The organism is Lysinibacillus sp. NPDC093688 (assembly GCF_050280145.1).
Taxonomy (GTDB): Bacteria; Bacillota; Bacilli; order Bacillales_A; family Planococcaceae; genus Lysinibacillus; species Lysinibacillus xylanilyticus_B.
This window is the reverse complement of the sequence record NZ_JBNNUX010000012.1, coordinates 1-13948: the sequence shown is the minus strand read 5'-3', so window position 1 is coordinate 13948 and position 13948 is coordinate 1. Positions and strand designations below refer to the sequence as shown.

The 13948-nt window shown below is 37.1% G+C and carries 14 protein-coding genes; 5 read left to right on the top strand and 9 right to left on the bottom strand.

The genetic code is table 11. From position 1 onward, the window contains the following. Positions 1 to 173 precede the first annotated feature (173 nt). Complete coding sequence (locus tag ACQKN2_RS11435; protein ID WP_427415081.1) at positions 174 to 1415, bottom strand: hypothetical protein; 1242 nt, start codon at positions 1413 to 1415, stop codon at positions 174 to 176. 78 nt (positions 1416 to 1493) lie between these two features. On the opposite strand from ACQKN2_RS11435, the gene ACQKN2_RS11430 reads away from it, so the two are divergent. Both ACQKN2_RS11430 and ACQKN2_RS11425 read left to right on the top strand, forming a co-directional pair. Continuing rightward, on the top strand, positions 1494 to 2606 hold the full coding sequence (locus tag ACQKN2_RS11430; protein ID WP_427415080.1) for a mandelate racemase/muconate lactonizing enzyme family protein: 1113 nt from the start codon (positions 1494 to 1496) through the stop codon (positions 2604 to 2606). Between the two features lie 12 nt (positions 2607 to 2618). Further along, positions 2619 to 3299: a GNAT family N-acetyltransferase gene (locus ACQKN2_RS11425; protein WP_427415079.1), complete on the top strand. Its 681-nt coding sequence runs from the start codon at positions 2619 to 2621 to the stop codon at positions 3297 to 3299. A 451-nt stretch (positions 3300 to 3750) separates the two neighbouring features. Here the strand turns inward: ACQKN2_RS11425 and ACQKN2_RS11420 are convergent, their stop codons facing one another. The 4 genes from ACQKN2_RS11420 to ACQKN2_RS11405 all read right to left on the bottom strand — a co-directional run bounded on the left by ACQKN2_RS11420 (position 3751) and on the right by ACQKN2_RS11405 (position 6266). Beyond that, on the bottom strand, positions 3751 to 4398 hold the full coding sequence (locus tag ACQKN2_RS11420) for a YesK family protein (RefSeq protein ID WP_427415166.1): 648 nt from the start codon (positions 4396 to 4398) through the stop codon (positions 3751 to 3753). A gap of 11 nt (positions 4399 to 4409) precedes the next feature. Continuing rightward, positions 4410 to 4907, bottom strand: a complete 498-nt coding sequence (locus tag ACQKN2_RS11415) for a zf-HC2 domain-containing protein (protein WP_427415078.1) — start codon at positions 4905 to 4907, stop codon at positions 4410 to 4412. A gap of 5 nt (positions 4908 to 4912) precedes the next feature. Then, positions 4913 to 5404 (bottom strand): RNA polymerase sigma factor, encoded by a 492-nt coding sequence (locus ACQKN2_RS11410; RefSeq protein ID WP_427415077.1) that lies wholly within the window; start codon positions 5402 to 5404, stop codon positions 4913 to 4915. Positions 5405 to 5558: 154 nt separating this feature from the next. Continuing rightward, the gene (locus ACQKN2_RS11405; RefSeq protein ID WP_427415076.1) at positions 5559 to 6266 is read right to left on the bottom strand and encodes a Fe-S oxidoreductase; all 708 of its coding nucleotides are present in this window, start codon (positions 6264 to 6266) and stop codon (positions 5559 to 5561) included. A gap of 119 nt (positions 6267 to 6385) precedes the next feature. On the opposite strand from ACQKN2_RS11405, the gene ACQKN2_RS11400 reads away from it, so the two are divergent. Both ACQKN2_RS11400 and ACQKN2_RS11395 read left to right on the top strand, forming a co-directional pair. Beyond that, positions 6386 to 6817: a DUF4395 domain-containing protein gene (locus tag ACQKN2_RS11400; protein WP_427415075.1), complete on the top strand. Its 432-nt coding sequence runs from the start codon at positions 6386 to 6388 to the stop codon at positions 6815 to 6817. A gap of 679 nt (positions 6818 to 7496) precedes the next feature. Next, a complete protein-coding gene (locus tag ACQKN2_RS11395; protein ID WP_427415074.1) occupies positions 7497 to 7976 on the top strand; it encodes an N-acetyltransferase family protein in 480 nt (159 codons plus the stop codon). Positions 7977 to 8044: 68 nt separating this feature from the next. On the opposite strand, the gene ACQKN2_RS11390 is transcribed toward ACQKN2_RS11395, so the two are convergent. The 3 genes from ACQKN2_RS11390 to ACQKN2_RS11380 all read right to left on the bottom strand — a co-directional run bounded on the left by ACQKN2_RS11390 (position 8045) and on the right by ACQKN2_RS11380 (position 11091). Then, complete coding sequence (locus ACQKN2_RS11390) at positions 8045 to 9007, bottom strand: DMT family transporter (RefSeq protein ID WP_427415073.1); 963 nt, start codon at positions 9005 to 9007, stop codon at positions 8045 to 8047. An 89-nt stretch (positions 9008 to 9096) separates the two neighbouring features. Further along, the gene (gene pepT, locus ACQKN2_RS11385) at positions 9097 to 10326 is read right to left on the bottom strand and encodes a peptidase T (RefSeq protein ID WP_427415072.1); all 1230 of its coding nucleotides are present in this window, start codon (positions 10324 to 10326) and stop codon (positions 9097 to 9099) included. Between the two features lie 105 nt (positions 10327 to 10431). Continuing rightward, on the bottom strand, positions 10432 to 11091 hold the full coding sequence (locus ACQKN2_RS11380; protein ID WP_427415071.1) for a lysoplasmalogenase: 660 nt from the start codon (positions 11089 to 11091) through the stop codon (positions 10432 to 10434). Positions 11092 to 11246: 155 nt separating this feature from the next. On the opposite strand from ACQKN2_RS11380, the gene ACQKN2_RS11375 reads away from it, so the two are divergent. After that, positions 11247 to 12935: a hypothetical protein gene (locus tag ACQKN2_RS11375; protein ID WP_427415070.1), complete on the top strand. Its 1689-nt coding sequence runs from the start codon at positions 11247 to 11249 to the stop codon at positions 12933 to 12935. A gap of 44 nt (positions 12936 to 12979) precedes the next feature. Here the strand turns inward: ACQKN2_RS11375 and ACQKN2_RS11370 are convergent, their stop codons facing one another. Beyond that, complete coding sequence (locus ACQKN2_RS11370) at positions 12980 to 13405, bottom strand: hypothetical protein (protein WP_427415069.1); 426 nt, start codon at positions 13403 to 13405, stop codon at positions 12980 to 12982. Between the last annotated feature and the right edge of the window lie 543 nt (positions 13406 to 13948).

Genomic DNA, 13948 nt, shown 5'->3' with positions numbered 1-13948 from the left:
CGCGGACGGAAAAACATCTGCGAGAGCTTATCAATTAACTCCTTTCAGCGGGTGTCCAAACATCCGCTGAAAGGAGTTAATGCCTCCGGCGGATGTCACGAATTCGGAAAGGAGTTCTTTGTGCAAGCACAAAGCCGAATCAGGGACGCAATTATGCCGAGGCATAATTGATCTTAATAGACAGCAAAGTTCAATTCATAAATTGTACGTGGGCGACCTTGTTGGTGAGGCATCTCTTCACCAACAACGTTTGCATAGCCGTTATCCACTAATTTTTTAATAATGCGTTCTGTTGTGCGACGTGTAACCTGCAAATATTCTGCAAGATTATGGGATGTAAATTGAGCTGATTGTCGCTCTCGGCTAAAATGAATGATCTTGGAAATATTTAATGGACTTAAGTTTGTTTGCTTTGCCATTTGTAAAACAAAGGGATCATCTGTTTTTAAAGCTAGTCTTACTTCTGATTTAGGGAATGGACCTAGCAAGTTTTTATGCTCATCGAGTATATAAATTTCACAAGGTTTGGCAAATGTTAATGCATTTTTGGCATTATGGTTAGCTTCAACTATAGAATGACCATACCCAAATGCTAGCTTAAATGACTGATCGGTTTGTTGTAATAAGTTCTGTAAATTCTCTTTTTCGAGTGCCTTTTGCAAATGTCCAGCTGTCGTATATAGCTCAAAAGAATACGGCGAAATTTCTTTATAAGTTGAATGTGTAGCTGCTGTGATTTGCGTTAACATGTTATCGTCTATAGGTTTATTTTCAGAAGCTTCTAATAGTCCAACGGCAGCTTTCACAGATTCGGACTTTGTAAGAAGTGATTGGGATTTCGTTTCCTCTAAGCACTGAACAATGGAGTTAGTTGCATCTAACATACGCATTACCGGTATTTGAAGAGCCTGTAGTTCATCAAACACACTATGAATACTTGTTATGACAAAATCAATGCTGTTAGCCTTCCATAAAGCGATATGATGCTGCAATATAGATTGAGTAGGTACAGTGATAGAAATAGCCTGTATATATGGTTTGGGACCAAAATACTCTATTTCTGTTAAAACATTTTCGACAATAGCTGGATTCATAACATCGATGGAAATTCTATTTAAAGGCACTGCATGATTCGCTATAAGCGATAGTAAAGTTGTAGAAATTGCCGTCTCATCTTGTTTTATATAATTCCAAGGTATTGGCAGTTCGGACAGTGCAGACTGGGCATGTAAATAGGGTAACGTTCCGCCGAATAAAAGTGCATCACATGGTTTAATTTCCTTTAACAAAGCGGGTGCCTCTGTAGGTTGCTTGTAAAGATAAAAATCTATTTGAATATTCTCTATGTTTTGTGCGATACTATTTATACGCTTCATAAATGCTTTAGAGCAGATAACCGCTATTTTAGTAGACATAGGCAACTTCCTTTTCTATTTTTTTTAATAATTAGCGACGTATTAGCGACAACTATATTATACAGGAGACTGATAAAAATGAAAATCCAACAAGTAGAAATTTTTGCAATCCATTTACCACTTATTGATCCATTTATCATCAGTTATGCTACATATGATACGATGCCTTCTATTATTTTGAAGGTTACGACAGACACAGGTATTGTAGGCTATGGAGAAGCTGTACCAGATGAACACGTAACAGGGGAGACGTGGGAAAGCACGTACGCGCTATTAAAGAACCAACTTGCTCCTGCAATCATTGGAGAAAATCCAATGGCCTTTGAAAAGCTTCACGATAAAATGAACAAAGTAGTGAAGGATGTCCCAGCAGCGAAAGCAGCGATTGACATTGCTTGTTTTGATATTGCAGGGAAAGCGTTACAAGTTCCAGTATATCAACTACTAGGTGGACGTTATCATGAGAAATTCCCGATTACTCATGTATTGAGCATTGGAACACCTGAGGCGATGGCAGAAGAGGCGGCTAACCGTGTAGAAATGGGCTATCAATCATTTAAAATGAAGGTAGGAACAGAGGTAACTCGTGATGTTGCTCGTATCAAAGCGGTACGTGAACGTGTTGGTGAAGACATTGCCATTCGTGTAGATGTAAACCAAGGGTGGGGCAATGCGTCAACTACATTACAAGGTTTACGTGCATTGAAAGATCTAAATATCGATTGGTTAGAGCAGCCAGTAGATAGTGAAGATATTGATGGAATGGTAGAGGTGAAGTCAAAATCTGATGTTCCATTAATGATTGATGAAGGTCTTCGCGGTGTACGTGAAATGCGTGAAATTATCGCAAAGCGTGCTGCAGATAAAGTAAATATTAAATTAATGAAATGCGGTGGAATTTATCCTGCTATGAAACTAGTGGTTATGGCTGAAATGGCAAGCATTGAATGCCAAATCGGTTCAATGGTCGAATCATCCGTTGGTTCAGCAGCTGGCTTCCATGTAGCATTCTCTAAAAAAATAATGACAAGTGTAGAATTAACAGGTCCATTAAAGTTCTCTAAAGATGTCGGAAACTTACACTATGATGTTCCATTTATCTGTTTAAATGAAAAACCAGGATTAGGTGTCGACGTAGATGAAGAAATCCTTAAAGAATTATGTAAGTTCTCAACAATTGTAACAGACTAAGGAGGCGGCGAATTGGAGAAAATTTTTGAAGGTATGCTTGGGGAAACGCCGTTTTTTGTGACACCATTAAATCTTCAGCATTTACAAGAAATTGAAACATTACAGCTTGAGGTTTATGAATCATTAGCAGACCAAAGTATATTACAGCCATTAAGCACGGAGGAATTTGACTATATTTTAAGCGGCAATGGCATGATGATAGGTGCTTACGTAGGGGATGAGTTAATGGCCTTTCGCGCACTATTGAACCCTCCTGTTGACGACGAGCACCTTGGCTATGATTGTGGGATTAGCGAGGATGAATTTCATAAAGTGTTATATCAAGAAATATCGAATGTCTCACCAACATATCGTGGCTACGGATTACAAAAAACATTAGCCCAAGTTGTCATGGGTCATATCGATTTAACAAAATATGATTATGTATGCTCAACGGTCAAGCCATATAATATCCCTAGTTTAAAAGATAAATTTTCTCAAGGATTAGTCGTAAAGGGATTAAAAATTAAGTATGTAGATAAGCTACGATATATTTTCTATAAAGACTTGCGACAAGAGCTATCAATCTTTACAGAGAAGAAGTCGATATCGATGGGGGATACAGTTGGCCAGCAACAGCTTTTGAAGCAGGGCTATATAGGTACTTCTATGTATGAGGATCAAGATGATTGGTTCGTCGTTTATGAAAAATAAATAACAGAAAAAAGCCTTACCTTATCAACAAAAAATAATATATAAATTAAGGTGTATCAATAAACAATGGTTGATTTTCACTCCGAGTTGGCGCTTTCCGCGGGCTTGGCTTCAATCTCCTCGTCACTACGTTCCTGCGGGGCTTTCAGCTCAAGCTAATCCCGCAGGAGTCGCCACTCTCCGTGAAAAATCAACAGCTCCTCATCACTAGTGTGAGTGACAAGCTGAACCAAAATAGTATTATAACCATGATAAAAAAACAAAGCCATTTAAAATGACAATAAAGTTATTTAATTTTAAAAGCTCAAACAAGCACAACCCCGTTCTAAATTTAGACGGGGTTAAAAATATAGTTGTTTAATTTTTGATGTAAGGTATTTAACTACACAAACAAGAGAGCCCGATTGTTTAATAAAGGTATACAGTTACAATTTACATTATAGCTAGTTTTTTAGTTATTAGATTTAGAATTGATTATCTCTCCATCAGTTGTTTGGACTACTAGCGGCTCAACAATTTTATCTAGACCTATCTCTATAAATGGGAGCCCCTCTTTTGCATTTCCCTTATCGACGACCTTAACTGTAATTTCAGTGTTTCCTAAGGTCTTTACATCTTTTACTTCCAGATGCTTTCCTTCATATCTCTCGCCTAATTGAATATGAATTTGTTTCATTCCTTCTGAAATCGTAGATACCTCGTAGTAGGAGGAAGTATCTTTACCAGCCTCTATAACACCTTCTTCATTGACCCAATAACCTTTATTTGAAGTAATCGTCCAACCAATAATAGCAAAAATAAGGACTGGGATTATCAATAAGATTGATTTATCTACTTTGTTAAATTCAGACTTTTTTAGGCCTTTCATAAAAGGAAGTAATATCGTCCCGACTATGGCTGCTATCAAAATGCATACTCCAAGAATGCCAAACCCCATCCCTTCGAAGCCTCTCACTTTGAACAATCCGTATAGGACGATGAGCACAGCAATTAAAAATGTCACAATCGGAGCCAAGTAGAACTTTCCTGTTTTTTTCAACGCTATTAAAGTAAAAAGGAAAATACTTGCCCCTAAAATGAACCCAACTAAAATTATCATTTCCAATTTGTTCACCCCATGTATTCATAGAAAATCGATATCAATGTGTCTAAAAAAAATATAATTCCTAAATCAAAGAGAATTGAAGGTATAATCCACCTTTTAGAAAAAAATACAATCGTGAATACTGATAAAAAAATAGCTACTGGGAAATAGAATATAAAAGTGACACTTTTGATATATTCAAGGGCCGCATCTGCAGACAGTTCCCAGTTGTAAAAATGAAAAGAAGAATATAGGATATAAAATAAAATGAGAGCTCTAATGGAAATAAATAACCATTTAAGACCGTGATTAAACTGAACTAATTTCTTTAATGGCTTAATTTTTACTTCCTCATGCCGCTCTAACATCGGATAATTTCCCTCAGCTAATTCATTAAATAATTGTCTACACTCACTACAGTCTTGAATATGTTCCAAGACTACTTCTTGTGTTTCTTGTTCTAACTCATCAAATACAGAGATTAACTCCCGCGAAAGAATATGAATCTTTTGGGAATCCTCCATCTTTTTCACCTCTTTCTAGCCATCTGCTTTCTCATCCTAAATATCTTGGACTTTAATGTAGGGATAGGTATATCCAAAAGTGTACTTATTTCTTGATAATCATAACCATAATGAAACTTAGCTAAAAAAATGGCTTTATCACTCGTCGATAAATAACCTAAGGTAGTTGTAATTTGGGAATTTATGATTGCTTTTGATTCGGGTGTTTGATTATCAATTAATAAGCTTTCAATTACAGTTTCATCATGAAACAGCGCTGGTTTTCTTTTTTTGTAATGATCGAGGAGTGTATTTTTGGCTACCTTTACTAACCAACTTTTCATATAAGTAACTTCTTGAACTTTTGATGGATCTGTTAAGATTTTTGCAAATAACTCTTGAATGATGTCATCGGCTACGTCATAACTTTTAGTTAATCCAATTAAAAAATTCCGCAAATATGTGTAATGCTCCTCGTAAATCTCTTCAATCACCTCAAATGGATTTTGATTAATCATTTTTATCCTCCGTAAGATATCGCGCACTAAAGAGACGACTCAATTTGGAAAAAGTTTTAACTTTTTTAAGTAATAGTAAAAAAATAAAAAGAATCCAGTTTGAATAAAAGATTGATCAAAATGGATTCTTTTTCATATGAGAGGTAAGGCTTTTTTATTTTATCGGGCAAAATCCACAAGCCATTAAACCAGGGATGTCTTTAGAAAAACAACATGATTTTCGTACTGGGACGTTCACTAAATTAGTGGGACTTTGACCTTCTGTATATTGTGCCCACCAAGATTTGTTGGAGAAGCGAGCCCATGTTTTAGGGTCCTCTAAAGTTTCAATATCCTCCATCGCTTGATCGGCTAGGCCAGGGTTAGAAAGCAATACATGATAGTGCCAAAGTAAATATCCAAAGAAATTTTCCCAAATAGTGAGAGGGGAAATAGATGTTACTTTACGAAGCTGTTGAACGATAACATGCCCATCATAGAGAATCTTCTCAATAACGGCTTGGCGTTCTTCCTCCTCGACATAGCGCCAATCGTTTGGGTTAACAAACATTGCAACTGTAAAACTGTCGAATTCTTTTGCTGCATCAAAGCGAAGCTCGATCGGTTTACCGTCCCACACCTCGTCATAGGCGGCTAGCATGTAAAGTTGCATAGCGAAAAACATACCGTAGCGGCGTGCAAAATGAGAAATAGCGGCAGTTTCCGTTGCTGCATCTGTAATACCCATCACTAGGTTTAAAAAATCAGGATGGTAAAAGTCTTTATGTATATCAGCTAATGTAAATAATGTCCGCTTTGGTTCTGTCGTATAAATGCTATAGGAATTCAATTGTCGAACTTGATCCATCGTTAATGCTGGCATTGTTATCACCTTTTCTTTCAATCATCTGTTACGTTTATTATAAATTAATCATTTTCGCTTCACAAATGGAAGGCAATATAGTAAAATACATTAAACATATCTGAAAGGTAGGTTTTAAAATGTCACAGCCCCATGCAATTCCAAGGCCGCTCGTTCGACTCAATCAATGGACGATTCTTCTAAGTGTCATTCTAACGTGGGTAACAGGTGTCTTTTGGATTTTAGCAATTCCTTTAATAGCAAATTTACTTGGTGTTTTATGCAATTTTAACCCTATTATTCGAGTAGGGAAGCTGTTTCTAAAAAAGGCGCCATCTACATATATACCAGAGGATGCGCAGCAGCAAAAAGTCAATTCCAGTATTGCTAGCTTATGTTTAGCAGGTGGAATTTTAGGTTACTGGCTAAAATGGCAGGTGGTTGGCTATATCTTTACGGGAATGGTTGCTGTAGCTTCATCGGTAGCAATTGCAGGCTTTTGTGTAGGTTGTTTCCTACATTTTCAGCTAAAGCAATGGCAATATCGTCGCTCGCTGAAGAAGGCATTGTGACATTATTTCTTTCGGTGGAAAGGAATTAAAAAAACTTTGAGAAATTTTCAGATTAATGTTGACTTTATAATTGATAATGATTATCATTATCGTATAAAGATTATTCCTCGTCTACAATACAGTGTAGAGAGGATGGACTTTAGCTACTTTTCTCCAGAAGTTTGCTAGTTCATGATAACGCTCCTAAAACCCCCCTCATTTTTTGGGAACGTAAAATCTCTAGACGACTCACTCCGTTGTGACTGAGTCGTCTTTTTTTTGATTGAAAAATCTTGGGATGATTTCATTTTATAGGAATACTTAGGAAATTTAACGGAATATAATCGCATTTTATCGGAACAATTTGGTACAGAGATCGAAAGTTAAATATTTTTAAATGTACGCTACATATATTAGTGTTGATTGGAGTGGAGGCTGGGCGACTCCTCGGGGATCAGCAATAGAGAAACGAAGGCTAAAAACATCACATCCTGTGATAACGCCTTCGTGACCAACATCCTGTTGGCCCGAGACCCTGGAGCGAGCAAGTAGGGGAACGAAGGCTAAAAGCATCACGTCCTGTGATAACGCCTTCGTGACCAACATCCTGTTGCCCCAAGCGGCTCATCGGACGCCCCCAGGAAAGCGCCCAGCCGGAACGGAAATCAACTCCACGTTATGGTGAAGGGGTGATTATGTCATGTTTACTATTAGAAATTTCGAAAACGAGTTTGAGTTCTTTCAAGATATGTTATATGAATCTATACACATTCCTGAGAATAAACCATCAAAAGAAGTTTTACTCATTTCGCCTGACATAAGAAAATATCATGAAGGTTGGGGGAGAAAGGGAGATAAAGCGTTGATTGCTGTTGACGCAGAAAATAAAACTGTTGGTGCAGTTTGGTACAGATTGTTTGATGACAATAATAAAAGCTATGGTTATATTGATGGCAATACGCCTGAAATAGGAATGGCTGTTTCAAAAGAAGTAAGGGGAAGAGGAGTGGGAACTTTACTGATGCATAACATAATTCAACAAGCGAAGGATGAAGGATACAATGCCATTTCACTTAGCGTAGACCTTGAAAATAGTTCTGCCATTCATATTTATCAAAAACTAGGCTTTAAAGATTATGAAGTAGTAGGAACATCTAAAACAATGATTTATAAATTTTAGTGTTCTCTAGAATAAAAAAATGTACACTACTAAAAAGTAATTTAGTAATGTACATGCCTTTCATATGACTAAGTAGAACTGCTGCTAGGAACAGCACTCTTTTTCCCTAGTATCATCGTATAGTAGCTATGTAATAGCATGCCAACAATGATGACACCTAGACCCGCGAGAGCAATTGGATTTGGGAATGCGATGCCGAGCAACAATACTTCACCAATAATGACAAAGAGTATTTCAGTCGATTGTGTTGCTTCAACTGCTGCAAGCTTGCCTTGATGATTGCGAACACGGTCGGTCGCAATGAAAAATAAGGTTGTGGCGATGACGCCGGAGCTTATACCTACAAGCAACGATTGCATCACTTGGTTGATTGAAGGGAGGCCGACCGTTGCCATTGCATAAATGGCTAGAATAATCCATGCGGGCATCGAGGCGATGGTCATCCCAAGAACTCGTTGATATGTATCGATGCGTCCGCCACAGATTTCCATCATTTTGCGGTTGCCAAGAGGGTACGCAAAAGCAGCGATGACAACAGGTAAAATGCCAAGCATTAAACTTTTAAATGGAACAGATTGTGCCTGTGGTACTTGGATCAGTAAAATGCCGACTAAAATGACACATGATATTAGTAATGAAATAAGCGGTATTTTTTGACGTACTGTTTTCCCAGCTACTACTGAAACAAATAGGGGAGCTAGTAATACGCCTGCGACAATTGTAAATTGCCACGTTCCGGAAACGAGCCATCCAGGACCGAATGCTGCTGCAAATGTCAGTGGGGCATAGAACAATACGAACCCAATAAAGCTCCATAGCAGCCAAGCTACAGGCTGTGCTTTCATTTCACCTGATAGTTGGGAAAAACCTTTTCGATAGAAGACAATCACAAGTAAAAACGGTAGCATAAAGAAATAGCGTAGGGATGCACTCCATAGCCAGCTACCACCTTGCATTTCCATTGCATGATTCAAGATAAATGTAACCGCAAAAAAAAGCGAGGCTATTATGCCCAATGCAATTTCTTTCATTAAAGTCACCTCAATACCTTTACGTAATTTGAAAATTCAGTCATCACCTCTGAAAAAATTACGAAGAAGGGGTAAACCCTTCTTCGTTACTATTTTCCTTGTTGTTCAAAGAGCTGTACGATTTCAATAATAACTTGTGTTGCTTTTTCCATTGTTTCTGCAGATACATATTCGAATTTACCGTGCATATTTTCGCCGCCTGCAAAAATGTTTGGTGTTGGTAAGCCCATGTAAGAAAGCTGTGAACCATCAGTACCGCCACGGATTGGTAATGTAATCGGAGTAATATCTAACTGTTCCATTGCTGTACGTGCAACGTCAACGATTTCTTTTACAGGCTCAATTTTTTCACCCATATTATAATATTGATCTTCCATTGTAATACTTAAAGCATCCTCGCCATATTGGGCTTTAATTTTTGCTGCAGCCTCAAGCATTAATTGTTTTTTCGCCTCGAACTTTTGACGGTCATGGTCACGGACGATATAAGAAAGCTCAGTATGTTCAATCGCACCGTTAAAGCCCATTAAGTGAATAAAGCCCTCATAGCCATCCGTTTTTTCTGGTACGGCATCAGTAGGCATTTCATTTTGGAAGGCGATCGCCATTGTGATAGCATTGACCATTTTATTTTTCGCAGAACCAGGGTGTACACTCGTACCTTTTGTCACAACCTTTACACCTGCTGCGTTAAAGCTTTCGTATTGTAGCTCGCCAAGTGGTCCGCCATCCATCGTATAAGCATATTCCGCTCCAAAGGCAGCCACATCAAATTTATGAGGACCGCGACCAATTTCTTCATCAGGCGTAAACGCTACACGTAATTTACCATGTTTAATAGAAGGATTTTTAACTAGGTATTCCATGGCAGTCATAATTTCTGCGATACCAGCTTTATCGTCAGCACCTAATAATGTCGTACCATCCGTTGTAATTAACGTTTGACCTACATAATTTTTAAGCTCAGGAAAATCTGCTGGCGACATCGCTAGATGTTCATTTAGCTGGATCGTTCCACCATCATAATTGTTAATGCGCTGTGGATTAACGTTCGTTCCAGTAAAATCTGTTGTTGTGTCCACATGCGCCAAAAAACCAATAGTAGGCACTTTTTTATCTGTATTTGCTTCGAGTGTTGCAAATAAATAACCATTTTCATCTAATGTAATATCTGTTAAGCCTATTGCAGCAAGTTCATCTTTTAGTATATGCAATAAGTCAAATTGCTTTTGAGTTGAAGGAGTTGTTTCGCTTGTGAAATCAGATTGTGTATCAATTTTTGCATAACGAATTAAACGCTCGATTACTTGTTCTTTCATAAGTATGGCCTCCTAATGTGTATGTTTAACTTCTTTCAGAGGGTGTCTAAACACCCACTAGCCTCTGGCAATACCAGACGCAATTATGCCGAGGCATAATTGATATTATTGTAACACTTTACTTCGGATTTCGGAATATTGAAGGATGCTTAACGCAATTAGTATTTGGGCACCGTAATAGGTCAACATAATAACCTCATGTGAAAATGGTAAGGGCATAACAAACTTGTTAATAGATAAATAGGAATCTGATGAGATAAATAGCAGAGCTCCAATCGTTGCAAATGTAGAACCTGTTCGAATCGCAGTCCAACCCATCGTTAATATGACCGAAATATAGGCAATGACCGCGATACCAAGCACGACTTCTCCTGATGAAAACACTGTACCTGCAATCCACGCAGCCATACTTACCCCGTAAACGAGTAAGACAATCTTCGCCCAAGTAGGTACTTGTCGTTCATTAGTAGAAAAGAAGGCGAAGATATAAAAAATATGCCCGATTAAGAAACTTGTTAGCCCAATTAGAAACCACTGTAGTGTATAATCACCAACCATACAAAAGACAAGTCCGATGACGATCAGTAGTTGATACTTTTTAATGCCTAAATTTTTTGGTGTAGCGGCTAAAATAATGATTAAAAGCATTGGAATCACTTTAAAGATAAGTATCAGGCTTTCTGCAATATGGGTAAAGAAAAAAATATAATAAAGACCAAACAAAATAATACATGTTAATAAAATTTTTTTAGACAAATTTCTCATCTCCTTTTCTTTGAAATTCTTTATCTATGTCAGAATTTCCTTTATTCTTTTGTGAAAGAAATGCACAAAGAGGTTTCTATACTCATCGTATGAATGAAACTTTTTTAGTATGTAGCCGTAAATAAGTGGACAGTAGATAAGAAAGGGTGAATGAAATGACCAAGCTATTAATAGCTTCGGCAGTCATCGGACTAATCGCGAGTGTTTTATTAACACCGCTTATAACGAAAAAGCGAGAAGACGGATCTAAAAAGGTAATTGGATACTTCTTTATAGGTGTATTTGTACTAGGATTTTTAGCTACTAGTATAACAGTCTATGTGACAAAAATGGATGTAAACTGGCTTGCTTTTTGGCCCGCTATTATTCTAATAACATTAGGTGGCGCGCTTCTTGCAAGTGGTATTGAAAGAAAAATAAAGGGTGTTTTATTTTTAGCTAGTTTAGGTGTTGCTGTGTTTGTATTATCAGCTCCTTTATGGAATGCGAACGAAAAATATAAATCAGCTGAAATGAAGGAAAAGGTTGAAATAAAACCATTCGATGAAACACAAACTCCAGCTAGTGTTCCTCCTAAATTTGCGCGCAATAAGATGAAAAAAGCGTTCGGACAAGTACCGAATACGAGTTATTACGAGCTAGGGCGCTTACAAATTCAAAAAGTGAATGGCGAGTATGTTTATATAGCGCCAGTTGAGTTCTCTGGTTTCTTTAAATGGTTCAATGGCGGGACGACTCCTGGTTACTTTATAATGAGTGCAACAGATTCAGCGGATAATCCTAAATTTGTTGAGCAGGAAATGAAGTATGTTCCGTCTGCTTATTTAAATTCAAATTTAGAGCGTCATATACGTTTACAACATCCATTCCTTGTTTTTAGTGGAGATGTTCAACTTGAAATAGATGATGAAGGTAAGCCATACTACATCCGTTCATATGGTGAATTTATTTCAGCACGTAATGGCTTCGATGTAAAAGGGATCGTGCTTGTAGATGCGCTATCAGGAAAATCAGAAGTAATCAAGTTGGAAGATGTCCCAGAATTTATTGATGGAGCGGTTTCTCCAGAGACAGTAAGCTTACAAAATAGTTATTTCGGTAACTATGTACACGGATTTTGGAATAGTAAGTTTGGTAAGAAAGACGTAAAACTTCCTTCCGATGAGGGAACAGAGTCAAATGTTAGCCCAATTTTTGATGAGAAGGGCGATATGTATTATTTCACAGACTTTACGAGCCCTAAAGAGGGTGTCGATTCGATGCTTGGTTATTCGTTAACAAATGCCCGAACAGGTCAAGCAACTTATTACACTGGAAATTTAGACGCTTCTTATATGGATTCACAAGGTAACTTGCAAATTATCGAGAAGAAATTTATAGAGAAGAAATGGTCTGGGGAAATGCCAGTGTTGTATAACTTTTACGGTGAGGCTAGCTGGCTAACCGCGGTGCTTGACTCAAATGGTTTCTTACAAAATTATTTCATCGTATCTGCGGCAAATCCTGAAATTTCCGTTTATGCGACAACTCCTAAAGAGGCTTTGAAATTATATAAAACAGCCTTAAGTCGCGGTGGAGGTACAGTAGAAGGAAGCTCACATGCAGAAGAGAAAAATGTAAGTGGAAAGGTACTTCGCGTATACAAGGAACGTCTTGGTGAATATACAGTTGTATCATTTTTACTTAATAACGGGGAAAACTATTTGGTAAGCTCAGAAACAGAACCGCTTGCAATTTATTTACAAGAAGGTGATGATGTCATTCTCACTTATGGTGATACAGGAGAGCAGTTCTTACCAGTCCGGTCAATGATTATTAAAGGAATAATAGAAGAAAGAAGATAATATAAAAGACGATCGAGTAGTAAAGCGCTACGAAGATCGTCTTTTTATATTGGTTGAGATTCTATATAATGAAGCATCTTTTCCTGGTGATTAGTATAAAGTGCTTTGGCATGATCGTTTAACGCAAATATTTCATGAATGTATCCTTGGAGTAATTTCTGTTCATATTCAAAAGTATAAGAATCTTCGTTTTCTACTATATGCGCTAATAAAAGTGTATGTAACACAACGACTTCTAAATTTTGTGTATTTGTAATGAATTTTAAGTTGAGGATGGTAGTGTGAGAAACGAATTGATTGACATAATCAATAGCATGCTTATAAACGGCTAAGTCGATATGTGGTTCAAGTCGTTTTCTTAATAATGTACAATTATTATTTAAGTCTTGGAATTTTAAAAACAAACCTCTTACACTTCGCTTATGTTGTTGTTCTAAGGTACGAGCAAGATCTTTGTTAATATAGGACATTTTTACTTAACTCCTTTCCGCATAGGTCACCTATTAGTATTAATGGAATTATATCAAAAGGAAAGGGTCTTTTTGTTTAATTACTTAGATTTAACTTCTCCCTCAAAAAAGTCTCTCCCTTCTAAACGTCAAAAAACAATGTACTTTCTCATTTAATTACCTTTCATTAAGTATGGTTTAGTTTGGGCGCTACTAACTTAGGGGGGACCTTGGACACTAAAGTATTAAAATAAAATTAGTTATTATATAGGAAGCTTTTCAGTGAAATGAAAAAGTATAAAAATTTATTAGAAAAAGTGTTGACCTTTTTGAATTATGGGTGTATTATTATACAAGTCGTTAAGATAACTACTGAAAAAACAACAATCACATTAAATAAATTAGTTGTTGACATTGAGTTTGCGACATGATATTATATAAGAGTTGCTGCTGAGAAAACAGCAACGACATGAACCTTGAAAACTGAACAAGCAAAACGTAATCAATAAAGTTTTTAGTAGCTAACCTTGAGTTAGGGAACGAAACAAAATTTTGGACATCAAA